Origin of the sequence: Rhizobium freirei PRF 81, assembly GCF_000359745.1 — a bacterium.
Classification (GTDB): Bacteria; Pseudomonadota; Alphaproteobacteria; order Rhizobiales; family Rhizobiaceae; genus Rhizobium; species Rhizobium freirei.
The window spans coordinates 39,692-62,262 of sequence record NZ_AQHN01000070.1 but is presented as its reverse complement, the minus strand read 5'-3'; the positions used below and the strand labels follow the sequence as shown (position 1 = coordinate 62,262).

Sequence of the window (22,571 nt, the reverse complement as noted above, 5' to 3'; positions counted from 1 at the left end):
CCCCGGTCGCGACACCTATGCCATCTTTAAGAGAAAAGCGCCGCCTGGCAAGCTCGCCGACGCGATCAATTTTGACGGCGCTAGTGTGACACTGCATCAACTTATGCCGACAGCATTATTCCCTCTGTCAAAAACTTGAGATAAAAGGCCGCGAACATTCTCGAAGGATGCATCATGTCCGAAGCCCACAGCGAACTCCAAGCCAGCCTGCTCGCACAGGCGCTGCCTTACATGCAGCGTTACGAAAACAAGACCATCGTCGTGAAATACGGTGGTCACGCCATGGGCAATGTCGAGCTCGGCAAGGCATTCGCGGCCGACATCGCGCTTTTGAAGCAGTCGGGCGTCAACCCGATCGTCGTCCATGGCGGCGGCCCGCAGATCGGCGCCATGCTGACGAAGATGGGCATCGAATCGAAATTCGAAGGCGGGTTGCGCGTCACCGACGCCAAGACGGTCGAAATCGTCGAAATGGTGCTTGCCGGTTCGATCAACAAGGAAATCGTCGCGCTGATCAACCAGACCGGCGAATGGGCGATCGGTCTTTGCGGCAAGGACGGCAACATGGTCTTCGCCGAAAAGGCGCATAAGACCATCAAGGATCCGGATTCCAACATCGAGCGCGTGCTCGATCTTGGCTTCGTCGGCGAAGTGGTTGAAGTCGACCGCACGCTGCTCGACCTGCTTGCCAAGTCGGAAATGATCCCCGTCATCGCTCCGGTCGCTCCCGGCCGTGACGGCGCGACCTACAACATCAACGCCGACACCTTTGCCGGTGCGATCGCCGGTGCGCTCAGCGCCACGCGCCTGCTGTTCCTGACGGACGTTCCGGGCGTCCTCGACAAGCAGGGCCAGCTCATCAAGGAACTGTCCGTCGCCCAGGCGCATGCGCTGATCGCCGACGGCACGATTTCCGGCGGCATGATCCCGAAGGTCGAAACCTGCATCGACGCCATCAAGGCCGGCGTTCAGGGCGTCGTCATCCTCAACGGCAAGACGGCTCACTCGGTGCTGCTCGAAATCTTCACCGAGCGCGGCGCCGGCACGCTGATCGTTCCCTGATAGAGGTTAGCGCTCCCTGGTGTCCCACGGAGCGCTTGCAGTCCTATCAATCAATTGTGCCGATAGATTGCTTCGGCCTCGCTCTTCAGCATTCCCATGACCGAACGATAGGGCGCCGGGCCGTAGCTGATGCGGCTGACGCCCAGACCAGCCATGGTCTCGTTATCGGGTGTCGTCGGGCGCACCATGATATTGACCGGCAGCGACGAGCGTTCGCAGAGCGCCCCAATCAGCTCCGGGTCGACAAGACCGGGGGCGAAGAAGCCGTTGGCGCCCGCCTCGGCAAAGGCATCGGCGCGGCGATAGGCATCATCGAGCAGGATCTGGTGATGCGCCGTATCGCTTTCCTGGAGGAAGAGATCGGTGCGGGCGTTGATGAAGAGCGGCAGTTCGCGCCGGTCGGCCATTTCCCTGATGGCGCGAATGCGGGCGACTTGCGTCTCGATGGGATGGACGCCGTGTCCGCCGATCACCTGATCTTCGAAATTGATGCCGATGGCGCCGTGATCCATGATCTTTTCGACATTGGCGGCGACTTCCTCGGGCTCGACGGCATAGCCGCCCTCGAAGTCGACCGACAGAGGCAAGTGGCTCGTCACCGAAATCAGCTTGGCGGTGACCGCCAGCAGCGATAGCGGAATGGCCTGACCGTCGCCGAAGCCGTTGGCGGCGGCGACCGACCAGCTACCCGTGGCCAGAGCTTTCGCGCCCGCCTCCGTGACTGCCTTCGCCGAACCGGCGTCCCAAATATTGAAAAGGATTAGCGGCTCGCCTTTTTTGTGCAGCCGCGCGAACTCCTGCGCCTTTTCCACCTGACTCATCGCATCCCCTCCGAAAAGCCCGGCCGGGCAATTTTCTCTCCACACCCTGGAAGAGCGTAAGCCCTCCCTCACCTGGCAAATAGAGCAAAACCCCGGAAATCAATGGTGGAAACATAGTCGGCATTGGATCAACCGGCAATCTCCATCAGCGGCCCCATAGGCTGCAGCATGAATATTTTCCTTTTCCTGGGCGGAGGCGGCATGTCATAACGCGGCCATGAGCCAGACAAAAACGCTATCCGAACCTACAGACTTCTCCGATATCCGCGATTGGGTGTTCGATCTCGACAACACGCTCTATCCGCATCACGTCGATCTCTTCGCGCAGATCGACAAGAACATGACGGCCTATGTTTCGGCTCTGCTGCAAATGGAGCGGGAGGACGCGCGCAAACTGCAGAAGCAGTATTATCTGGAGCATGGCACGACCCTGCAGGGGCTGATGATCCATCACGGCATCGACCCCAATGACTTCCTGGAAAAGGCCCATGCGATCGACTACTCGGCGCTGACGCCGCAGCCGGAGCTGGCAGCCGCCATCAAGGCGCTGCCCGGACGCAAGTTCATCTTCACCAACGGCAGCGTGAAGCACGCCGAGGCGACCGCCGGCGCGCTCGGCATCCTCGACAATTTCGACGGCATCTTCGATATCGTTGCGGCCGATTTTGTGCCCAAGCCCGCCGGCAGTACCTATGACAAGTTCATGAGCCTCAATCGCGTCGATACGAAGAGGGCGGCGATGTTCGAGGACCTGCCGCGCAACCTCACCGTACCCAAGGCGCTCGGCATGAAGACCGTGCTGCTCGTACCGCGGAACCTCGAGACTGCCATCGTCGAATGGTGGGAGCGCACGACCGGCGAGGACGACCACATCGACTATGTGACCGACGACCTCACCACTTTCCTCAAGGCGCTGGTTTAACCAGTCATCAGGACGGGTTACAAAAGTTTCATCCGCGTTACAGAGGTTTAATTGGTCGTTTTTAACGGCCAGCCGTATCGTTTGACCATTCCTCGACACGAAAGGAAAAACGATGAACGGGAAAAAACTTCTTCTTGCAGGACTTTCCGCAGCCCTTCTGGTGGGCGCTGCCGCCCAGGTCAGTTTTGCCGCCCAAGGCGATGAGGCAAGGGACGGTCAGCACGGCGGACGTTGGCACGGACCGCGCTTTTCACCGGAAGTCGTCTATGTGCGCATGCTGAAACAATTCGGCCAGCCGGGCGACACGAAGGTCACCCGGGACGAGGTGAAGGCCGGCGTCGACAAGGTCTTCGACCAGATCGACACCAACCACGACGGCGAAATCACGCCCGGCGAGCTGCGCGCTTATCGTCAGGAACGCATCAAGGAATGGAAGGCCGAGCGCGCCAAGGCAGATGGCGATCAGGCTCAGAACGACCAGACCAAGGGCGATCAGGCTCAGGCCGACGATAACGGCGACAACGGTCCGCGCCACCACAGGCCGCATGGACGCTTCATGCATGAGGCAGGCTTCATGCGCGGCATGATGCTGTTCCATCGCATCGACAAGGATGAGAACGGCCAGATCAGCAAGCAGGAAGCCGAAGACGCCGCCAACAAGCTCTTCGACCGCATGGATCGCAACCATGACGGCGTGATCTCGCTGGACGACATGCCGAATCGGCCGTTGCTCTAAGCCAGTCGATCCGGCGCGATCCGAAAAAGGTATCGCCGCTGCATAGATCGCGCTTCAGAAAATATCCCAGGACCGAAAGGCCCGCCTTCGCGATACGACGGCGAGCCTTTTGCCGTTCAGTGACCGTTATCGTGCTCGTAGAAATCGGCGACGATCTTCCAAGCCTCATCCGCCGTGTCGACGAAGCTGATCAGATTGACGTCGTCGGGCGCGATGGTGCCGAATTCGGCGAGCGCATCGAAATTGATGATGCTGCGCCAGAACTTCTCGCCGAAGAGAATGAGCGGCAGGCGTTCCATACGGCCGGTCTGGATAAGCGTCAGGCATTCAAACAGCTCATCCATGGTGCCGAAACCGCCCGGAAACACGGCGATTGCCTTGGCGCGCACCATGAAATGCATCTTGCGGATCGCGAAATAGTGGAAATTGAAGCTAAGCTCCGGCGTGACGTAGACGTTCGGCGCCTGCTCATGCGGCAGGACGATGTTGAGGCCGATCGAGGGCGCACCTTCTTCGGCTGCACCGCGATTGCCGGCTTCCATCACACCCGGACCGCCGCCGGTCACCACGACATATTCATGGAAATCGAAGCCGGCGGAATAGCGGGAGCAAAGCCGGGCAAACTTGCGCGCTTCTTCATAGTAGACCGATGCGGCTTCGAGATTGGCGCGCTGCACGTCGTTGCGCGCAGCCCAGGCATTGGCGCCCGGTGCGGGAATGCGCGCACCGCCGAACATGACGACAGTCGAGTTGATGCCCTTCTCGGTCAGAGACATCTCGGTCTTCAGAAGCTCGAGCTGCAGGCGGATCGGCCGTAGTTCCTCACGGCACAAGAAATCCTCGTCTGCATAGGCAAGCCGGTAGGAAGGCGACATCGATTGCGGCGTGCGCGGCACGGATTCGGCCCGCTTCTTGTCCGCCGAGCTCGTCTTCAGGGGATCCCATACCCCATCCTTGCGCCTCAGCCTGCCATTCTTCGACTTGCTCATCTACTCATGCCTTTCGAATCGATCATGACGCGCCATTCCCGCCCGCAGGCAGGAATAGCCAAGCTCTTGCATATGCCCCTACAACGCCTTGAATCCAAGCTCAATCGGCGCGGAAAAGACATTCCATTTTCAGGCTCCATGCTATAGGACCAATCGACCATATCCGGAGCCCCTGCCGGAAATCACGATAGGCACCGACGTTTTAAGGAATTCCCATGAGCGCTAACGATCTCGCCTCCCTCGAAAAGTCCATCGAGGCTGCTTTCGACAATCGCGACAATGTGAACACGTCGACGCGCGGCGAAATCCGCGATGCCGTGGAGACGGCGCTCAACCTCCTCGACAGCGGCAGGGTTCGCGTCGCAGAGCGCGGTGCGGACGGCAACTGGACCGTCAATCAGTGGCTCAAGAAAGCGGTTCTGCTCTCCTTCCGCCTCAACGACATGAAGATCGTCGAGGGCGGCTCCGGCGGTGCCACCTGGTGGGACAAGGTTCCCTCGAAGTTCGAAGGCTGGGGTGAGAACCGCTTCCGTGAAGCCGGCTTCCGCGCCGTGCCCAACGCCGTCGTACGTCATTCCGCCTATATCGCCCCCAACGCCATCCTGATGCCGTCCTTCGTCAATCTCGGCGCCTATGTCGGCGAAGGCACCATGGTCGACACCTGGGCGACCGTCGGCTCCTGCGCCCAGATCGGCAAGCATGTGCATCTTTCGGGCGGCGTCGGCATTGGCGGCGTTCTGGAGCCGATGCAGGCTGGTCCGACGATCATCGAGGACAATTGCTTCATCGGCGCCCGCTCGGAAGTGGTCGAAGGCTGCATCGTCCGCGAGGGCTCGGTGCTCGGCATGGGCGTCTTCATCGGCAAGTCCACCAAGATCGTCGATCGCGCCACCGGCGAGATCACCTATGGCGAAGTTCCGCCTTATTCCGTCGTCGTCGCCGGCGCGCTGCCGAGCAGCAATACGATGGCGAACGGCCAGCCGGCTCCAAGCCTCTATTGCGCCGTCATCGTCAAGCGCGTCGATGAGAAGACCCGCTCGAAGACCGGCATCAACGAACTGCTGCGCGACTGATCTTGATTTTTTTGGAAGCGCGGTTGCCATATCGCGCTTCCCTTATGCTTGCCGGGTGAGCATGCCTGTGCGATTGCTGGAATCGCAGCAAAGAATTTCGACTCAGCGCCGATCCTTTGCCATCGCTTTGCCATTTCCCGCCGGATAAGTTGCCTCCGATGACCGTTACCGATCCCGTCACTAATCTGCAGACCCTCATTCGCTGTGCTTCCGTCACGCCTGCCGAAGGCGGTGCGCTGACCGCGCTTGCCGACATGCTGGCGCCGCTCGGCTTCAAGGTCGAGCGCATGACGGCGACCGAGCCCGGAACACCCGATATTGAAAACCTCTATGCGCGGCTCGGCACGGATGGGCCGCATCTGATGTTTGCCGGGCATACGGATGTCGTGCCGGTCGGCGACGCCGCCTCCTGGAGCCATCCGCCCTTTGCCGCCGACATCGCAGGCGGCGAGCTTTTCGGCCGAGGCGCTGTCGATATGAAGGGCGGTATCGCCTGCTTCGTGGCCGCCATAGCCCGTCATATCGAAAAGCACGGAAAGCCCGCCGGCTCGATCTCCTTCCTGATCACCGGCGACGAAGAAGGCCCGGCGATCAACGGCACCGTCAAGCTGCTGCAATGGGCAGCCGAGCGCGGCGAGACATGGGATGCATCGCTGGTCGGCGAACCGACCAATCCCGATCGCCTGGGCGACATGATCAAGATCGGCCGCCGTGGCTCGATCTCCGGTTTCATCACCGTCCACGGCGTTCAGGGTCACGCCGCCTATCCGCATCTCGCCGACAACCCGGTGCGCAGCATCATCAAGCTGACGGAGGCGTTGCTCGATCCGCCCTTCGACGTCGGCACCGACAATTTCCAGCCGTCGAACCTCGAAGTGACGAGCATCGACGTCGGCAATGCCGCCACCAACGTCATCGCCGCCAAAGCGACCGCCGCCTTCAACATCCGTTTCAACGACACCTGGACGGTCGACGCGCTAAAGGCCGAAATCCTCGCCCGGCTGGATGCGGCCGCAGCCGACCAGACGCTGCGTCCGGGCCGGGAGCCGACCAAATACGACATCACCTGGTCGGAGCGACCAAGCCATGTCTTCCTGACGCGCAACAATGCGCTGATCGCCTCGCTCTCTTCCGCCGTCGAGAACGTTACCGGTCAAAGGCCGGCGCTTTCGACGACAGGCGGCACCTCCGACGCCCGCTACATCAAGGACTATTGCCCGGTCGTCGAATTCGGGCTCGTCGGCCAGACCATGCATATGGTCGATGAACGTGTCGCAGTCTCGGATCTCGAAACGCTGACCGAGATCTACCGGACCTTCATCCAGCGCTGGTTCGAGAATGCCGACCTTTAGGGAAGTCCAATATTATCTGTCCGGCCTCTGGCTGCTGATCCGCATGGATGCGCGCGGCTTTCAGTATCTGGACATATCGGACCGCGGCATGCTGCGCTCCTTCTGGGCCATCCTCTGGAGCCTGCCGCCAATCGGCATTTCCTGGCTCTGGTGGCGGCAGGCCTATCTGATCGCGATGCCGCCCGAAACGGCGACAGGCCTTGCCTTCTTCCTGCGACTGGCGCTGGTCGAGGTTGCGAATTGGGTGATCCCGCTCGTTCTCGCAGGCCTGCTGCTGCTCATCTTCCGGTTCGGCGACAAGTTCGCGCCAATCGTCGTCACGGTGAACTGGCTCTGGGTGCCGACGTCCTATCTGAACGCACTGCTCATTGCGCTGATCGCCTTCGTCCCCGGCTCCAGTGGGCTAGTGGCGCTACTATGGCTGGTATTGATGATGGCGGTCATCTTCTCGCTGGCGCGCATCCTCAGGATGATCTGCGGTGCCCACCCGCTCTTCATCGGTGCGCTGACGCTGGTGCTGATGATTCCCAGCATGCTGCTGACGGACTTCCTGCAGCGCTTCCTCGGCGTCTATCCGCCGGGTTGAGGCCGGCGCCTATCGCACCACCACCTCGCCGTCTTCTTTTGTGAACGGACCGATATCCGGATTCGGCAAGATATCGAGTACGAGCTCAGACGGACGGCAGAGGCGCACGCCTTTCTCGGTCACCACGATCGGACGATTGATCAGGATCGGGTGTGCGATCATCCGGTCGAGCAACTGATCGTCGATGAGATCAGGATTGCAGAGGCCGAGTTCGTCATAGGGCGTTCCCTTTTGCCGAAGCAGATCGCGAACCGGAAGGCCCATGGCGGCGATGAGTTTCACCAGCTCTTCCCGGCCGGGCGGCGTCTTCAGATATTCGATGACGACGGGCTCTTCCCCTGACTGCCGGATCATCGCCAGCGTGTTGCGCGACGTGCCGCAGGCAGGATTATGATAGATCGTCACCGTCATCAGCACTCTCCCCTTCGCCGACAAGCAAGCCGGCGTTATCGCGATAATCCACCTGCATGAAATAGAGCCCGTCCGGCGGGGCGACGGGGCCACAGGCCTTGCGGTCCCGAGCATCGAGCGCCGCCCGCACATCGTCGGGCGTCCATTTGCCCTCGCCCGCAAGCTTCAGCGTACCGGCGAAGGAACGGATCTGATTGTGCAGGAAGCTTTGCGCCGTCGCACGAATCTCGATCAACTCGCCGCTGCGGGTCACATCCAGCCGATCAAGCGTGCGCACCGGGCTGTTTGCCTGGCAATGCGCCGAGCGGAAGGTGGTGAAATCATGCAGGCCGACAAGGGTCTGCGCTGCGGCATGCATGACCTCGTGATCCATGTCCTTCGGCACCCACCATGCGCGTCCGGCTTCGAGCGCGAGCGGCGCACGGCGGGCGATGATGCGATAGAGATAGTGGCGGCGAATGGCCGAAAAGCGCGCGTCGAAGCTTGCATCGACCTCCTCGATATCGAGAATGGCAACCCGGTCTCCGGCCATCCTCAGATGGGCGTTGAGCGCATTGCGCAGCGTGTAGGTCTTCCATTCCTTGGAAAGATCGGCATGCATCACCTGACCCATGGCATGCACGCCGGAATCGGTGCGTCCCGCGCCACGGATCGAAACCGCCTCGCCCGTCAACGACAGGATGGCGCCCTCGATCGCCCCCTGTACCGAAGGGCCGTTCTCCTGGCGCTGCCAGCCGACATAGGGAATGCCGTCATATTCGACGGTCATTTTGTAGCGCGGCATCAGGCTTGCTCCGAGGCAAGCAGGATGCCCGGCGCGATCGGCGTGCCTCGCAGAAAGTCGGCCGCCGCCAGCGGCTTGCCGCCGGCTTTCTGCAACTTCGTCGGCCGGATGGCGCCGGAAGCGCAGGCGATGACGAGATCGTCCGTCAGGACCTTGCCCGGCGCTCCGTTGCCCTCGGCCAACTCCGAGCCGAGCACCTTGATACGCTCCGGCCGACCTGCGATCTCAGCCTCGAACCATGCGCCGGGAAAAGGCGACAAGCCGCGAATGTGATTATGGACATCGGCCGCCGGCTCGCCGAAATTGACGCGCGTTTCCGCCTTGTCGATCTTCGCAGCGTAGAGAACGCCTTCGGATGGCTGAGCAGTCAGCGGCAGTTCGTCAAGCTCCAGCTTGTTCATCGCCTCGGCCATGGCCTTCGCACCCACGAGCATCAGCCTGTCATGCAGCTCGCCTGATGTCATGGTGTCGCCGATCTCGACCTCGCGCGTCAGAGCGACCGGGCCTGTATCGAGCCCCTTGTCCATCTTCATCACCATCATGCCGGTCTTGGCGTCGCCCGCCATGATCGCCCGCTGGATGGGAGCTGCGCCGCGCCAGCGTGGCAGCAGCGAGGCGTGACCATTGTAGCAGCCAAGACGCGTGCCGGTGAGGATGGCTTCCGGCAGCAGCAGGCCGTATGCCACAACAACGGCGACGTCGGCCTCCAGATCGCGAAAGCGCTGGCGCTCGTCGGGGTCCTTGAAATTGACGGGCGTAAAAACCGGCAGGCCCAGCAATTCGGCCGCCTGATGCACCGGCGACTTCTGCAGGTCGAGCCCGCGCCGGCCGCCCGGCCGCGGCGGCTGCGTGTAAACGGCGCGGACCTTATGCCCGGCATCGATCAGGGACCGCAACGTCGGTACGGAGAATTCGGGCGTTCCCATAAAGATGATGTTGAGCGACATGCGATCCATCCGGCTAAGGTATCAAGTTTCGAGCGATCTCGTCCCGACGGCATTCGCGCAGTCCGGGTCAAACGCTAGCCGCCTTCAAACGGGTTTATGAGCTTGAGATCAAGCCCCTCGAAGTCTTTTGTGTTGCGCGTCGCCAGTGTCGCACCGTTCGCAAGGCAGATGGCGGCGATCATGGCGTCTTTCGTTTCCATCCTTCGCCCGACCTTGTGACGATGAGCGGAGATTATTCCATATTGATGGGCTGCGTTGTTCGAAAACCCCAGAACGCGGCCGGAAAATTCCGCCTCTATCGCCTCAAGCTCCATAAGCAACGCCGTCTTACGCTTGCCATCGGCGAGGAGTTCCAGCCCGAAACGGACCTCACCGACAGTGATAGCGGTCAAGAAGACAGCCTCGGCGGCGAAGCCATCAAGCCAGGACAGTATGCGTTCGCTATACGATCGCCCTTGCAGCTCCGATACAACATTGGTGTCGAGAACGATCATGCGGCACCGCTCGCCACAGAACTATTCGAAATGGGGCGGATCGCGATCCGGCGCATTTCGAAAAGCGTTGATTGCCTCGATTTCCTCTTCGCTGAGCTTCTCCGCGCCGAGAACGGCTCTCAATCGCTGACCCGCCGACTTGCTTCCATCCTGCTGGCGTCCGAGCGATTGACGCAGCAGAGCGATCGCCTCATCCGAGAGGCTGCGGCCATGCATATTGGCATTTGCCTGCAACTGCTTCTTCAAGCTGTCGTCAATACCGCGCAGCAAAAGATCACCCATCCGCGCCTCCTATTTTGATATCAATGATATCATAGGCGTTTCAAGCCGAACTTTCAATGACGAGGGATTAGAGAGCCTTGGCCCTGGCGGCCTTGGTGAACTTCTTGATCACCATCTCGCGCTTCAGGCGGGAGATATAGTCGATGAACAGTACGCCGTTCAGGTGGTCGATCTCATGCTGCACACAGGTCGCCAGCAGACCGTCGGCCTCGATGATCTGCTCCTTGCCGTCGCGGTCGAGATGCTTGACGGTGACGCGTGCCGGGCGTTCGACTTCGGCATAGTAATCCGGAATGGAAAGGCAGCCTTCCTCGTAGACCGAACGTTCGTCGGACGAGGCGACGATCTCCGGGTTGATGAAGACCAGCGGCTTCTTCTCTTCGCCTTCCCGCGCGACATCGATGACCAGCAAACGGCGGGCGACACCGACCTGGATCGCCGCAAGGCCAATGCCTGGCGCGTCGTACATGGTTTCCAGCATGTCGTCGGCGAGACGCTGAATTTCGGCATCGATGCGCTCGATGGGCTTGGAGGCCTGGCGGAGCAGCGGATCGGGTAAAATGATGAGTGGCTTGATCGTCATGATGTTTCCCATAACGCATCTTGTTGTGCTATGGAATCGCCAAGATGGCGATGAGAACGTGTTTTTTCCACGACTTCAATCTGCATCCAGGCAAATGGACGCGAAATTTTGTTCACGGTTTGATCTGGATATTTGCAACAATTTTGCTATGGTGCCAATGAAAACTTCATAAGCGCGCCAGGTTTCATGTCCTTCATCATCTTCGGCCAAGCCATTTCCACGGTCCAGGTTCTGACCGGTCTTGTCGTCGTGCTTGCGATTGCAGTGATCGTCCTTTTCGTCCGCAGCAGGGCACGCGCGGAAGACGATGAACTCGATGCAGAGCATACGATGGCGGCGCTGCTGCGGTCGCAGGCGGAGATGCAGGGCCGGCTTGCCACCATGGCCGAAGTCTTCGGTTCCAGACAGGCCGAACTCAACCAGGCCATCGGCCAGCGTCTGGACGGCATGTCGCAACGCGTGACGGCGACGATCGGCGAGCAGACGCGCTCGACGCACGAGAACCTGCGCCGCCTGCAGGAGAGGCTCGCGGTCATCGATGCAGCGCAGACCAATATCCAGACGCTGGCGAAGGATGTGGTCGGCCTGCAGGCTATCCTTTCCAACAAGCAGACGCGCGGCGCGTTCGGTCAGGCGCGCATGGAGACCATCATCGCCGATGGGCTGCCGATGGGCGCCTATGCGTTCCAACCGACGCTATCGAACGGCTCCCGGCCGGACTGCACCGTTCGCATGCCGAACGGCTCGCCGCCGCTGGTGATCGACGCCAAGTTTCCGCTGGAAGCCTGGAACGCCATCCGCAGCGCCGCCAGCCCCGAACATGGCAAGATCGCCGCGCAGCAGTTCCGCCGGGATCTGGAGCTGCATATCCGCGACATCTCAGAGAAATATCTCATTCCGAGCGAGACGCAGGACACGGCCTTTCTCTTCGTGCCCTCCGAATCGATCTTCGCGGAGATCCACGAGAATTTCGAGGCGATCGTGCAGAAGGCCCAGCGCGCCCGCATCGTCATCGTCTCGCCGTCGCTGCTGATGCTGTCGATCCAGGTCATTCAGGCTGTCCTGAAGGATCAGCGCATGCGCGAGCAGGCCCATGTCATCCAGAGCGAGGTGGCGCATCTGATGGACGATCTCTCGCGCCTGGACGAGCGGGTGCGCAAGCTGCAGGGTCATTTCGCCATGGCGCAGAAGGATGTCGACATGATCGTCACCTCGGCTGACAAGCTGGCAAGGCGCGGCGAGCGGATAGAGGCGCTGGAATTCGAGGCCGCGAAAGAACCGGCAAAGACGCGGCCGGAAGAAAGGCCCAAGCCGGCCGACAACCGCACGAGCCAACTCAAGCTCAGGGTAGTTGACGAAGACTGACCGCTTCGGGCAGTGTCGCGCTCAATCGATGTGTGGTCCCAAAAGACATAACAGGCCTTCGGGCAGGATCATGCAAGAGCAACACCCAGGGCAGGATATCGCATGATCACTATTTTCGGCTCCATCAACATGGACCTCATCGCCACCACGGACCGTTTGCCGAAGCCGGGCGAAACCGTCGCCGGCAACGGCTTTGCCACCGCCGCCGGCGGCAAGGGCGCCAATCAGGCGCTCGCCGCACGCCGTGCCGGCGCAATCGTGCGCATGAATGGTGCCGTCGGCAATGACGGCTTTGCCGAACCTGCACTCGCGCTGCTTGGCGCTGCCGGCACCGACCTTTCCACCGTCAAGCATGTCTCCGAACCGACCGGCACGGCCCTGATCCTGGTCGGCGGCGACGGAGAAAACATGATCGCCGTCGTTCCGGGTGCCAACGGCACGAATACCGCCGAGCACGCAGCGGCGGCCGTCGCCGCGCTGAACCCCGGCGATACGCTGATGCTTCAGCTCGAAATTCCGGTTGCCGCCGTCGAGGCGGCTTTGAGTGCCGCCAAGGCCAAGGGCGTGCGGACCGTGCTCAATCTCGCGCCTCTGATCCCGGACGCTGCGCGCCTTGGGAGGCTCGCCGATATCGTCATCGCCAACGAGACGGAGTTCGAAAGGTTGGCCGGCCAGGACAACATGTCGGCATCCGAACGTGAAGCGGCTCTCGTGCGCCTTCATGGCGAAACCGGCCAGACGCTGATCGTCACGCTTGGCGGCGATGGCGTGATCGCGATCCGCGACAGCGAGGTTTCGCGCGCAAAGGGCCTCGTCATTGAGCCGGTCGATACGGTGGGCGCCGGCGATACCTTCTGCGGCTATTTCGCAGCCAGCCTCGACCAGGGCCTGGATTTTGAGGCCAGCTTGCGTCGCGCTGCTGTCGCCGGCTCGCTCGCCTGCCTCAGGCCTGGCGCTCAGCCATCCATTCCGGTTGCAAGCGAAGTCGCCGCGAACCTTTAAGTATAAAATTCAAGAACACGGCGAAGCGCAATTAATTAAATTTTTGCGCTTCCATATCATTCTCCTCTGGCCTGGCGCGTATACCTTTCCGGCCGCGGCGGCAATTCTCATGGCGGCTCCATGACAGGGCCATCCTGCGCCGACTTTGCATCCGGATAATGTGTATCCGATGCATCGCTTTTTTGAGGAAATGATGTTCATCTTTCGTATGAAGTCGCTTGCGGCCAAGCTGATCTTGGTCACCGGGCTGGCGATTGCGCTCGTCCTGCTGGTCTCCAACTTTTTGCTGATTTCGCAGACGCGCGACCGCGTCGAGACACTGACGATGGATCAGGCCAATACCGAGGCCAAATCCATTTCCAACGAAATCGCAGCCAATATCGGCGAAATGGCCAGCGCCGCCCGCTCCATGGCCGCCGTCATCGGCCGCGGCCACGAGGGTCACACCTTCGACCGCAAGGGTATCATCAACATCCTCAAGGCCAATGTCGAGCAGAACGCCTTCGCTTTCGGCAGCTGGTTCTGCGAGCAGCTCGGCGCCATCGACGGCAAGACGACCGAACTCGCCAACAACAAGGATCAGGGCGTCAACGAGAAAGGCGCCTTTGCGCCTTACTGGTCGAAGACCAAGGATGGCGGCATCCAGTTCTCCACTTTCGACAACGATTATACGGCCGCCTGGTGGAAGTTTGCGGCCGAGAGCGGCAAGGGCGCGATCACCCCGCCCTATCTCGCCCAGGGCACCGACGTTCCGACGACCATGAGCTCCATCGCCTATCCGGTCATGTCCGGCGGCAAGATGATCGGTGTCGCAGGCGTCGATATCTCGCTTTCCTCGCTCTCCACGAAGCTGCAGAAGCTCCATCCGTTCGGGTCCGGCCGCGTCATGCTGGTTTCCCAGGACAACAAGTGGCTGGTCGCACCGACCGCCGAGCTGATGATGAAAGACTATAATGGTTCGGGCGCCGACGTCGTCAAGGCTGCACTGACCTCGCCTTCCGCAAGCATCCTCAAGAACCTTTCCGAAAACGGCGGCGAAGATTTCGATCGCGTCGTCTATCCATTCGCGGTTCCCGGCCTGAACGCCACCTGGGTCGTTCTCATCGACGTGCCCCACAGCGCGATCGTAGCACCAGTGCGTGACCAGACCTATACGATGATCGTCTCCGGCATCCTCGTTCTTGCCGCCGTCATGCTCGCCCTCTACGCGGCCGTGCGCGGCTTCGTGCAGAAGCCGCTGGCCGGCCTCGTTGCCAGCGTCAATGGTCTCGGCGCCGGTAACTACGCCAAGCCGATCGACGGGCAGGCACGGGCCGATGAAGTGGGCTCCGTCGCCAAGGCACTGGAAGGTTTCCGCTTTGCGCTTGCCGATACCAAGCGCCTGGAAGGTGAGGCCAACGATCAGCGTCAGGCGGCCGAAGGCGAGCGTCGCCGCTCGGAAACGGAGCGTAATGAGAGCGTCGCTCTGCAGCGCCACATCGTTAGCATTCTCGGCCATAATCTGGCGGAGCTGTCGAAGGGCAATCTCAGCCAGCGCATCACCGACGACTTCCCCGGCGAATATGCCCAGCTGAAGCAGGATTTCAACGCCGCTCTTGCCAGCATCGAAGAGACCGTCCACACCGTCAATGTGAGCGTCGGCAACATCGGCAGCGGCACCGGCGAAATCAGCAACAGCGCCTCCGACCTTGCCCGCCGCACCGAGCAGCAGGCGGCAAGCCTCGAAGAAACGGCTGCAGCCCTCAACGAGCTCACCGCGCAGGTCAATTCCAGCGCCGAAAACGCCCGCACGGCCGCAAGCAGCGTCAATGCCGCCTCCCAGGATGCCGAGCATTCCGGCGAGATCGTGCAGAAGGCGATTGCCTCCATGCACGGCATCGAGCAATCGTCTCTGGAAGTCTCGCGCATCATCGGCGTGATCGACGAAATCGCCTTCCAGACCAATCTGCTCGCCCTCAACGCCGGCGTCGAAGCCGCCCGTGCAGGCGAAGCGGGCAAGGGTTTTGCCGTCGTCGCCCAGGAAGTTCGCGAACTGGCTCAGCGCTCGGCCAATGCCGCCAAGGAGATCAAGACGCTGATCAACACGTCGGCGGGTCAAGTCAAGGAAGGCGTCGATCTGGTCGGCCGCACCGGCAATGCCCTGCACAAGATCGCCCAGCAGGTCATGGAGATCAACGGCCTAATCCGCCAGATTTCCGCCTCCGCAAGCGAGCAGGCGATCGGGCTGAAGGAAATCAATTCGGCCATGAACCAGATGGATCAGGTGACGCAGCAGAACGCCGCGATGGTCGAAGAGACTACGGCCTCGAGCGTGACCCTTGCCGAAGAAGCGCAGACCCTGAGAGGCCTGGTCGCTCGCTTCCGCACCTCGCACAGCGCGCAGGATAATGCCAGCGCCCTCAGAGCCGCTGCCCAGCAAATGCGGGCACCTGTACCCTCCCGCAGAGCGGCAGCGCCTGCAGCGGCCCCGATGCGCAAGGCTCCGCCGCAGACGCAGGGCGCCAACGCTCTGGCCCAGGGCGACTGGGAAGAATTCTGAGCAGGCCCAATTTAAGCAGTGAAAGAGCCGCCGGAGCGATCCGGCGGCTCTTCTTGTTTTGCCTCGGCGATCAGATGCGAGCGAAGCGTTCCGTGAGCAACGCGAAAAAGCCGTCGGCATCGACATCGCGCATAACCTTGGCATTGCGCTTGCGGTCGGTAACGTGCCACCAGTCGACCACGGTCATGCCGACTGTCAGCTCGGAGGTCACTTCGATCTCGACATTGCAATCCCGGCCCTTGAAGAGCTCAGGCTTGAGGAGATAGGCGATAACCGTGGGATCGTGCAGCGGGCCGCCGTCCGAACCGTACTTCTCGATATCGAAGCGCTCGAAGAACTCCAGCATTTCGACCATGGCCTTGGCCGGCGGCGTGCCGACGGCCGCCATGCGGGCGACGCGATCCTTGCGGGTCAGCAGCTTGTGGGTGACATCGAGCGGCATCATGACGATCGGCACGCCCGAGCGGAACACGATATCGGCCGCTTCCGGGTCGACATAGATGTTGAATTCCGCGGCCGGCGTGATGTTGCCGCCCTCGAAGAAGCCGCCGCCCATCATGACGAGTTCGCGCACGCGCCCGACGATATCAGGCGCCTTCTGGAAGGCCATTGCGATATTGGTCATCGGACCAAGCGTGCAGAGCGTGACGGCGCCTTCCGGCTCCTTGCGCAGCGTGTCGATGATGAAATCGACCGCATGACCGGGTTGCAGCTCCATGGTCGGTTCGGACAGTTGCGGACCATCGAGGCCGGTCTTGCCGTGGACATGCTCGGCGGTCACCAGCTTGCGCTTGAGCGGCGCGTCGGCGCCGGCAAAAACCTTCACGTCGCGGCGATTGCAGAGTTCGCAGACGATACGGGCATTGCGGCTCGTCAGCCGCAACGGCACGTTACCTGCGACGGTCGTAATACCGAGCACGTCGATTTCCTCGCGGCTTCCGAAGGCGAGAAAGATTGCGGCGGCATCGTCCTGACCAGGGTCCGTATCGATGATGATTTTTCTGGGTTCGGTCATGTCTGTAACTTTCCTCCGGTGCAGATTGAGAGGCTTTGTCGCGAGTCCTGTCCGGCTTTGTCAAGCGCTCGGCCACAATGCCGCCAAACGATTCTTCGCCGCGCGATTCGATCTCGCAAATGCGAAGGCGCCATGCCTTGCGCTCAACGGCGCGTACTCCCATATTAACAGCAACCGGGTGCTGAAAGTCAGGTCCGGAACGGTCGCTTGTTACCCAAGGACTTGAGACGATGAGCCGGACGACTCCCTTTGCCAGCCCGCTGCTTCTGGGCTTCGATACCATGGAAAAGACGCTGGAGCGTATTTCCAAGGCCAGTGACGGTTATCCGCCCTACAATATCGAGCGGATGCGTGCGGACCGCCTTTCCGGCGAGCCGGAGCGCCTGCGCATTACGCTGGCTGTGGCCGGTTTTTCCGAAGACGAACTCGATGTCACGACGGAAGAGAACCAGCTCCTGATCCGCGGGCGCCAGATCGAACAAGGCGAGCGCGATTATCTTTATCGGGGTATCGCCGCCCGGCAGTTTCAGCGCGTCTTCGTCCTTGCCGACGGCATGCAGGTGCTTGGCGCCGTCCTGAAGAACGGCCTGCTTTCGGTCGATCTCATTCGGCCTGAGCCCGATCGTATAGTAAAGAAAATTAACATTTCGGTCTCACAGTAGGACAACGGCCTGGAGCCGGATGATTTGAGGTCGAATCGACCTAAAATCTGAATCCGCTCTAGAATCAAATAACTAGAGCATGATGTCGTCCGAAAGCCGCTTACACTTTTCGGCATCATGCTCTGGGCCGTTGGTCCCTCATACTGGAGGTACGAGCATGTTGATGAAAGAAGCCACCGCCCGCCTGACCCAATCCGAGCTTGCCAATATTGGTACCGGTGAAGTCGGCTATATCCGAAAAATGGACTGGAACGAGGTATCGCGCTGTTTCCCCGAGGCACCCGATATCGATCCCGACGTCGACCTCTGGGCGCTTTTCGGTGCCGACGGCACGCCTATTCTGCTGACAGACAATCGGTCCAGCACCTTCTATCGTGCTGCCGAAGATGAGCTGAAGACGGTTAGCCTGCACTGACCCGCCGGTGTCGCGCAAGGGTGATGCTCGCCGTTCGTAAGAACCCGCCGAGCCGACCCGTATTGCGATGCGCGCGCATGATCCAGACCGCCTCGCCTGGCGGTCCGAGCAAGGATGATGCGACAGAAGCAATTGCTTGCTCCCGCCATAAAAGCCAACCAATCAGATTTTCTTGAAGGTCAGATAAGCGGACGAACGCCCTTCGCGCCGGGCCTTCGCCTCGTAGCGCGTGCTCGGCCAGCCCTCATAGGGCGTCAGCCAGTCGGCGGCATTGTGCGCAGTCCATTCGAAGCCGCCATGGGTGTGGCAGTGCTGCAGCGTCCAATTGACATAGGTGTCTATGTCGGAGGCAAAGCAGAAGAGTGCGCCCGGCTTCAGCACGCGATGGAAGCGCGTGAGATTGACCTGCGAAACGAAACGGCGCTTCCAGTGCTTCTTCTTCGGCCAGGGATCCGGATAGAGCAGATCGATCTGATCCAGGCAGCCGTCCGGCAGCCAATCGAGCAGCTGGGTGGCGTCGTCGTTGTAAACGCGGATATTGCGGGCGCCGGTCTCACCGACGCGCGCAAGCAGCTTCTGCATCGAATTGACGAAGGGCTCGACGCCGATGAAGCCGGTCGTCGGCTGCTCCAATGCCCTGTGAATCAGATGCTCGCCGCCGCCGAAGCCGATCTCCAGGCGCAGAGGCTCGGTCTGCACCGGGAAGAGATCATTCAGCGGCTGTGGCGCCGGAGCGGAAAGATCGACGATATATTGCGGCAGCAAGACTTCCAGCGTTTCAGCCTGCTGGCCGCGCAAGGCCTTACCCTTGCGCCGCCCGAAGAATGCTTCCGTCGCCCGCGACCGGCGCTCGACGTCGATCATGCAGCTTCCTTGACCTTCACAGCTTCCTTGAGAGCCTTTACCAGATCGGTGCGCTCCCAGGAAAAGGAACCGTCACGGCCGGCCTTGCGGCCGAAATGGCCATAGGCCGAAGTCTTGGCATAGATCGGCTTGTTGAGGTCGAGATGACGGCGGATGCCGGTCGGCGAGAGGTCCATGTTCTTGCGGATAGCCGCTTCGACCTGGTCCTCGGTGACGCCCTTGCCCGTGCCGTGCAGGTCGACATAGATCGACAGCGGCTGAGCGACGCCGATAGCGTAGGACAGCTGGATCGTGCAGCGATCGGAAAGGCCGGCAGCAACGACGTTCTTTGCGAGGTAGCGGGCAGCATAGGCTGCGGAACGGTCGACCTTGGTCGTGTCCTTGCCGGAGAAAGCGCCGCCGCCATGCGGAGCAGCACCGCCGTAGGTATCGACGATGATCTTGCGGCCGGTCAGGCCGGCATCGCCGTCCGGGCCGCCGATGACGAACTTGCCGGTGGGGTTGATGTACCACTTGCAATCGGAGGCGATCTTCAGGTCGCCGAGCGCTTCGATGATGTAGGGCTCGACAACGGCGCGAACCTTGTTCGAATCCCAGCTATCGTCGAGATGCTGGGTGGACAGCACGATCGAGGTCACTTCGGACGGCTTGCCGTCGACGTAGCGGACCGTTACCTGGCTCTTGGCGTCAGGGCCAAGCTTGGCAACTTCGCCTTCGCCCTTCTTGCGGGCGGTAGCAAGCAGCTGCAGGATCCTGTGCGAATAGTAGATCGGCGCCGGCATGAGATCAGGCGTTTCCTTGCAGGCGTAGCCGAACATGATGCCCTGGTCGCCGGCACCTTCGTCGCCCTGCTGGTCGGCAGCATTGTCGACGCCCTGGGCGATATCGGCAGACTGCGAATGCAGGAGCACGTCGATGCGCGCCGTCTTCCAGTGGAAGCCGTCCTGCTCGTAGCCGATATCCTTGATGGCGCGACGGGCAGCAGCCTTGAACTTCGAAGGATTGATGACGTCGTTGCCGTCCTTGTCCTTCTTCATCAGGCTCGGCGGAAGACGAACTTCACCGGCGATGACGACGCGATTGGTGGTGGCAAGGGTCTCGCAGGCAATGCGCACGCCCCAAGGGTTCACGCCGGTCTTTGCGGCCTCGCGGTAGACCAGATCGACGATTTCATCAGAAATGCGGTCACAAACTTTATCCGGGTGACCTTCGGCTACAGACTCACTCGTGAACAGATAATTCGCGCGCATGTGGGATTCCCCTCAAAGAACAAATCTCCGCTCTTGATATTCGTCTCCGCCTCGAAAAACAAGACGAACAAGGACATAAATATATCTTTATATCCCGGCCGAAGTGATAAAATTTTGCCGTAAATGCAGAAAAGGCGGCCAAAATGACCGCCTCCTGACTTCTTCGGTTTGTATCGTCCGCGAAGGACTATTCGGCGTCCGCCTCGGCGGCAAGTGCCTTGACCAGTTCGACCACCTTGCGCCGAACCTTGCCGTCGGAGATCTTCACGAAGGCTCGATTGAGCTGCAGCCCCTCGGAAGAGGACAGGAAATCGACGACATAGTTAGAGCTGGATGCTTCGGCCATGCCCCCCGCAGTGGCCGTATGCTCACCCGGAGCGTCTTCGAAGAAGAAGGAGACCGGGACATTGAGAATGCTGGAGATATTCTGGAGGCGGCTGGCGCCAACGCGATTGGTGCCTTTCTCATACTTCTGGATCTGCTGAAAGGTGATTCCAAGGCTTTCGCCGAGTTTCTCCTGGCTCATGCCAAGCATCGTGCGGCGGAGGCGTATGCGGCTACCGACATGAATGTCGATGGGGTTCGGCTTCTTTTTGTTTTCAATCATCATTTTACCCTAACATAGGTTGAATTCAGGACCTGCCACCCGGTACCCTTCTCCACCCCTATAACGCCACGTTGCAGCCGACGCCCCCAAGGCCTCCAGTCTACGTTCAAAAGGCGGATAGCCAGCACTATGCAATTTTAGGGTTTTTTGGTCAATTCACCCTTGGAATAAAACCCATGCGTGAAATGGCGGCAGCCATGCCGACCAGACCGACAATCAACCAAAAGTATGTTTTCCGGGCTTTATCATCGACGCGCGACACAGTTGCGCCACTTAAAGTCGTGTCGATAAATCCCTCCTGATTATAGCCGATTCCGGAGAGCACCCGGCCATGCGGATCGACGAAGGCGGAGATGCCCGTATTGGCACTGCGAATCAGAGGAAGCCCCTGCTCCACCGCCCTCACCCTTGCCTGCAGGAAGTGCTGATATGGGCCTGGCGTATCCCCGAACCAGCCGTCGTTCGTCACGTTCAGGATCGCGTTGGCCTGGTGGATTTCCGATGTCATCTCGTTCGGGAAGATGATCTCGTAGCAGATCAGCGGATAGAGCTTGATGCCGTCAGGCATGGCCAACAGCTGCCGCTTGGTGGCCGCGGAAAACCCTCCCGGCAATTCCACGACATTCTCGATTCCAAGGTAGCTCAGGATATGTTCGAAGGGCACATATTCGCCGAAGGGGACGAGATGGGTCTTATCCGAGGCGTCGATGATCTGGCCGCGGCCATCGATGACATAGATCGAATTATAGTAGCGTGGCGCGGTGCCTGGGCCCATGTCCTCGACACGAACGGCGCCTGTGATCAGGACCTGATCGTCCTCCAGCTGATCGGCGATGCGAGCGAGCGCATCCCTGTTGTCTGTGAGGATGAACGGGACCGCCGTCTCGGGCCAGACGATGATATCGGGGCGCTTGCCGCCGTTTGTCGGCGGCTGCACGGAGAGTGCCAGATGCTTGTCGAAGATGGCGGTGCGATCGGCATCCGTGTCCATCTTCGCCTCCTGATCGATGGACGGCTGGACGATGCGCACGACCGGCGCCGCCTTGCCGCTGGCCGGCGGCGTATCCGGCAGGTTCAGCGCATAATAGCCATAGCCGAGATGAGCGGCGGCGAGCAAAAGTGCAAGCCCGATCCCAGGCACCCGCCCCTGGCGCGTGCCGAGCAAGGCCGGCGCGGCGAAGACGAAGACGGCAAGCACAGTCACCCCAAGCATGCCGATCACATGCGCCGACTGCATCATCAGCGGAATGGGCATGGCGCCATAGCCGATGGCATTCCAGGGAAATCCAGTGAAAAGAAAGCTGCGTAGCCATTCGAGGATGCCGAAGCCGAATGCGAGCGCCGCGATGCGCCCCATGCCGTCGGACCACAGGATGCGGGCAAGCGTGGTCGCCACGCCATAGAAGATCGCCAGGAAGGCCGGCAGGCCGAGGATTGCCAGCGGCAAGGCCCAGGCGAACTCTTCGGCATCGATCAGCAGCGCGTGGCCGAGCCACCACAGACCGGCGACGAAATAGCCGAAACCGAACAGCCAGCCCGTGAAGAAGGCCGGCCATAGCCGGCCGAAAAGTCCGCTATCGGGACTGGCCGCGACGCCGTCGAGCAGCCAGACGAGCAGCGTGAAAGAGATGAACATCGCTGCAAAAAAGCCGAAGGGCGGCAGCGCCAGCACGCCGACGGCACCGGCCAAAATCGCAAGCAACGCACGTTTTAAACCCCAGACGAGGATCACCCTGCCCGAAAGCCATTCCATGCGCCAGCTCCGTCCAACTGCGAATCAACTGGCGGCAGTCTTTCAAAGAATTGCCGA

At 60.8% G+C, this 22,571-nt stretch carries 24 protein-coding genes; 11 read left to right on the top strand and 13 right to left on the bottom strand.

Translation table 11 applies throughout. The features are described from left to right. Nucleotides 1–174: 174 nt before the first annotated feature. Nucleotides 175–1,062 (top strand): acetylglutamate kinase, encoded by an 888-nt coding sequence (gene argB / locus RHSP_RS18695; RefSeq protein ID WP_004120889.1) that lies wholly within the window; start codon nucleotides 175–177, stop codon nucleotides 1,060–1,062. Nucleotides 1,063–1,112: 50 nt separating this feature from the next. On the opposite strand, the gene RHSP_RS18690 is transcribed toward argB, so the two are convergent. After that, nucleotides 1,113–1,883 (bottom strand): isocitrate lyase/PEP mutase family protein, encoded by a 771-nt coding sequence (locus RHSP_RS18690; RefSeq protein WP_004120887.1) that lies wholly within the window; start codon nucleotides 1,881–1,883, stop codon nucleotides 1,113–1,115. A 217-nt stretch (nucleotides 1,884–2,100) separates the two neighbouring features. Between RHSP_RS18690 and RHSP_RS18685 the strand changes: the two genes are divergently transcribed. Next, nucleotides 2,101–2,805: a pyrimidine 5'-nucleotidase gene (locus RHSP_RS18685; protein ID WP_004120886.1), complete on the top strand. Its 705-nt coding sequence runs from the start codon at nucleotides 2,101–2,103 to the stop codon at nucleotides 2,803–2,805. A 112-nt stretch (nucleotides 2,806–2,917) separates the two neighbouring features. Next, nucleotides 2,918–3,541 carry an EF-hand domain-containing protein gene (locus RHSP_RS18680; RefSeq protein WP_004120884.1) on the top strand — a complete coding sequence of 208 codons (624 nt, stop codon included), beginning with the start codon at nucleotides 2,918–2,920 and terminating at the stop codon, nucleotides 3,539–3,541. A gap of 116 nt (nucleotides 3,542–3,657) precedes the next feature. On the opposite strand, the gene RHSP_RS18675 is transcribed toward RHSP_RS18680, so the two are convergent. Beyond that, nucleotides 3,658–4,530: an LOG family protein gene (locus tag RHSP_RS18675; RefSeq protein ID WP_004120882.1), complete on the bottom strand. Its 873-nt coding sequence runs from the start codon at nucleotides 4,528–4,530 to the stop codon at nucleotides 3,658–3,660. Nucleotides 4,531–4,745: 215 nt separating this feature from the next. On the opposite strand from RHSP_RS18675, the gene dapD reads away from it, so the two are divergent. The 3 genes from dapD to RHSP_RS18660 all read left to right on the top strand — a co-directional run bounded on the left by dapD (nucleotide 4,746) and on the right by RHSP_RS18660 (nucleotide 7,541). Further along, complete coding sequence (gene dapD, locus RHSP_RS18670) at nucleotides 4,746–5,603, top strand: 2,3,4,5-tetrahydropyridine-2,6-dicarboxylate N-succinyltransferase (protein WP_004120880.1); 858 nt, start codon at nucleotides 4,746–4,748, stop codon at nucleotides 5,601–5,603. Between the two features lie 158 nt (nucleotides 5,604–5,761). Then, nucleotides 5,762–6,955: a succinyl-diaminopimelate desuccinylase gene (gene dapE, locus RHSP_RS18665; protein ID WP_004120871.1), complete on the top strand. Its 1,194-nt coding sequence runs from the start codon at nucleotides 5,762–5,764 to the stop codon at nucleotides 6,953–6,955. Next, on the top strand, nucleotides 6,942–7,541 hold the full coding sequence (locus RHSP_RS18660; RefSeq protein ID WP_004120868.1) for a hypothetical protein: 600 nt from the start codon (nucleotides 6,942–6,944) through the stop codon (nucleotides 7,539–7,541). Before dapE ends, RHSP_RS18660 begins: the two co-directional genes overlap by 14 nt. A 9-nt stretch (nucleotides 7,542–7,550) precedes the next feature. Here the strand turns inward: RHSP_RS18660 and arsC are convergent, their stop codons facing one another. From arsC to def, 6 genes are all read right to left on the bottom strand, one after another. Further along, nucleotides 7,551–7,952, bottom strand: coding sequence for an arsenate reductase (glutaredoxin) (gene arsC / locus RHSP_RS18655; RefSeq protein WP_004120866.1), 402 nt, complete (start codon nucleotides 7,950–7,952; stop codon nucleotides 7,551–7,553). Continuing rightward, nucleotides 7,930–8,736, bottom strand: a complete 807-nt coding sequence (gene truA / locus RHSP_RS18650; RefSeq protein ID WP_004120863.1) for a tRNA pseudouridine(38-40) synthase TruA — start codon at nucleotides 8,734–8,736, stop codon at nucleotides 7,930–7,932. The genes arsC and truA overlap by 23 nt, the downstream gene beginning before the upstream one ends. After that, on the bottom strand, nucleotides 8,736–9,683 hold the full coding sequence (gene fmt / locus RHSP_RS18645) for a methionyl-tRNA formyltransferase (RefSeq protein WP_004120860.1): 948 nt from the start codon (nucleotides 9,681–9,683) through the stop codon (nucleotides 8,736–8,738). The genes truA and fmt overlap by 1 nt, the downstream gene beginning before the upstream one ends. A 74-nt stretch (nucleotides 9,684–9,757) precedes the next feature. Continuing rightward, entirely contained in the window at nucleotides 9,758–10,177 is a 420-nt protein-coding gene (locus tag RHSP_RS18640; RefSeq protein WP_004120856.1) for a type II toxin-antitoxin system VapC family toxin, read from the bottom strand. A gap of 21 nt (nucleotides 10,178–10,198) precedes the next feature. Next, nucleotides 10,199–10,459 carry a FitA-like ribbon-helix-helix domain-containing protein gene (locus RHSP_RS18635; RefSeq protein WP_004120853.1) on the bottom strand — a complete coding sequence of 87 codons (261 nt, stop codon included), beginning with the start codon at nucleotides 10,457–10,459 and terminating at the stop codon, nucleotides 10,199–10,201. Nucleotides 10,460–10,526: 67 nt separating this feature from the next. Beyond that, on the bottom strand, nucleotides 10,527–11,042 hold the full coding sequence (def, locus tag RHSP_RS18630) for a peptide deformylase (RefSeq protein WP_004120850.1): 516 nt from the start codon (nucleotides 11,040–11,042) through the stop codon (nucleotides 10,527–10,529). Nucleotides 11,043–11,228: 186 nt separating this feature from the next. On the opposite strand from def, the gene RHSP_RS18625 reads away from it, so the two are divergent. From RHSP_RS18625 to RHSP_RS18615, 3 genes are all read left to right on the top strand, one after another. After that, complete coding sequence (locus RHSP_RS18625; RefSeq protein WP_004120847.1) at nucleotides 11,229–12,407, top strand: DNA recombination protein RmuC; 1,179 nt, start codon at nucleotides 11,229–11,231, stop codon at nucleotides 12,405–12,407. Between the two features lie 102 nt (nucleotides 12,408–12,509). After that, the gene (locus RHSP_RS18620; RefSeq protein WP_004120844.1) at nucleotides 12,510–13,409 is read left to right on the top strand and encodes a ribokinase; all 900 of its coding nucleotides are present in this window, start codon (nucleotides 12,510–12,512) and stop codon (nucleotides 13,407–13,409) included. Nucleotides 13,410–13,602: 193 nt separating this feature from the next. Continuing rightward, on the top strand, nucleotides 13,603–15,948 hold the full coding sequence (locus tag RHSP_RS18615; RefSeq protein WP_037152938.1) for a methyl-accepting chemotaxis protein: 2,346 nt from the start codon (nucleotides 13,603–13,605) through the stop codon (nucleotides 15,946–15,948). Nucleotides 15,949–16,018: 70 nt separating this feature from the next. Here RHSP_RS18615 and RHSP_RS18610 read toward each other — a convergent pair whose 3' ends face one another. Beyond that, the gene (locus RHSP_RS18610; RefSeq protein WP_037152904.1) at nucleotides 16,019–16,963 is read right to left on the bottom strand and encodes a nucleoside hydrolase; all 945 of its coding nucleotides are present in this window, start codon (nucleotides 16,961–16,963) and stop codon (nucleotides 16,019–16,021) included. Between the two features lie 230 nt (nucleotides 16,964–17,193). Between RHSP_RS18610 and RHSP_RS18605 the strand changes: the two genes are divergently transcribed. Together RHSP_RS18605 and RHSP_RS18600 are read left to right on the top strand one after the other, a co-directional pair. Further along, the gene (locus RHSP_RS18605; RefSeq protein WP_004120834.1) at nucleotides 17,194–17,625 is read left to right on the top strand and encodes an Hsp20 family protein; all 432 of its coding nucleotides are present in this window, start codon (nucleotides 17,194–17,196) and stop codon (nucleotides 17,623–17,625) included. A 157-nt stretch (nucleotides 17,626–17,782) separates the two neighbouring features. Next, nucleotides 17,783–18,040 carry a BQ00720 family protein gene (locus tag RHSP_RS18600; protein ID WP_004120830.1) on the top strand — a complete coding sequence of 86 codons (258 nt, stop codon included), beginning with the start codon at nucleotides 17,783–17,785 and terminating at the stop codon, nucleotides 18,038–18,040. 162 nt (nucleotides 18,041–18,202) lie between these two features. On the opposite strand, the gene trmB is transcribed toward RHSP_RS18600, so the two are convergent. The 4 genes from trmB to lnt form a co-directional block, all read right to left on the bottom strand. After that, the gene (gene trmB / locus RHSP_RS18595; RefSeq protein ID WP_037152901.1) at nucleotides 18,203–18,904 is read right to left on the bottom strand and encodes a tRNA (guanosine(46)-N7)-methyltransferase TrmB; all 702 of its coding nucleotides are present in this window, start codon (nucleotides 18,902–18,904) and stop codon (nucleotides 18,203–18,205) included. Further along, the gene (gene metK, locus RHSP_RS18590) at nucleotides 18,901–20,154 is read right to left on the bottom strand and encodes a methionine adenosyltransferase (RefSeq protein WP_037152898.1); all 1,254 of its coding nucleotides are present in this window, start codon (nucleotides 20,152–20,154) and stop codon (nucleotides 18,901–18,903) included. The genes trmB and metK overlap by 4 nt, the downstream gene beginning before the upstream one ends. 187 nt (nucleotides 20,155–20,341) lie before the next feature. Beyond that, nucleotides 20,342–20,761, bottom strand: a complete 420-nt coding sequence (locus RHSP_RS18585; RefSeq protein WP_004120823.1) for a helix-turn-helix domain-containing protein — start codon at nucleotides 20,759–20,761, stop codon at nucleotides 20,342–20,344. A gap of 151 nt (nucleotides 20,762–20,912) precedes the next feature. Further along, complete coding sequence (gene lnt / locus RHSP_RS18580) at nucleotides 20,913–22,514, bottom strand: apolipoprotein N-acyltransferase (RefSeq protein WP_004120821.1); 1,602 nt, start codon at nucleotides 22,512–22,514, stop codon at nucleotides 20,913–20,915. Nucleotides 22,515–22,571 lie beyond the last annotated feature (57 nt).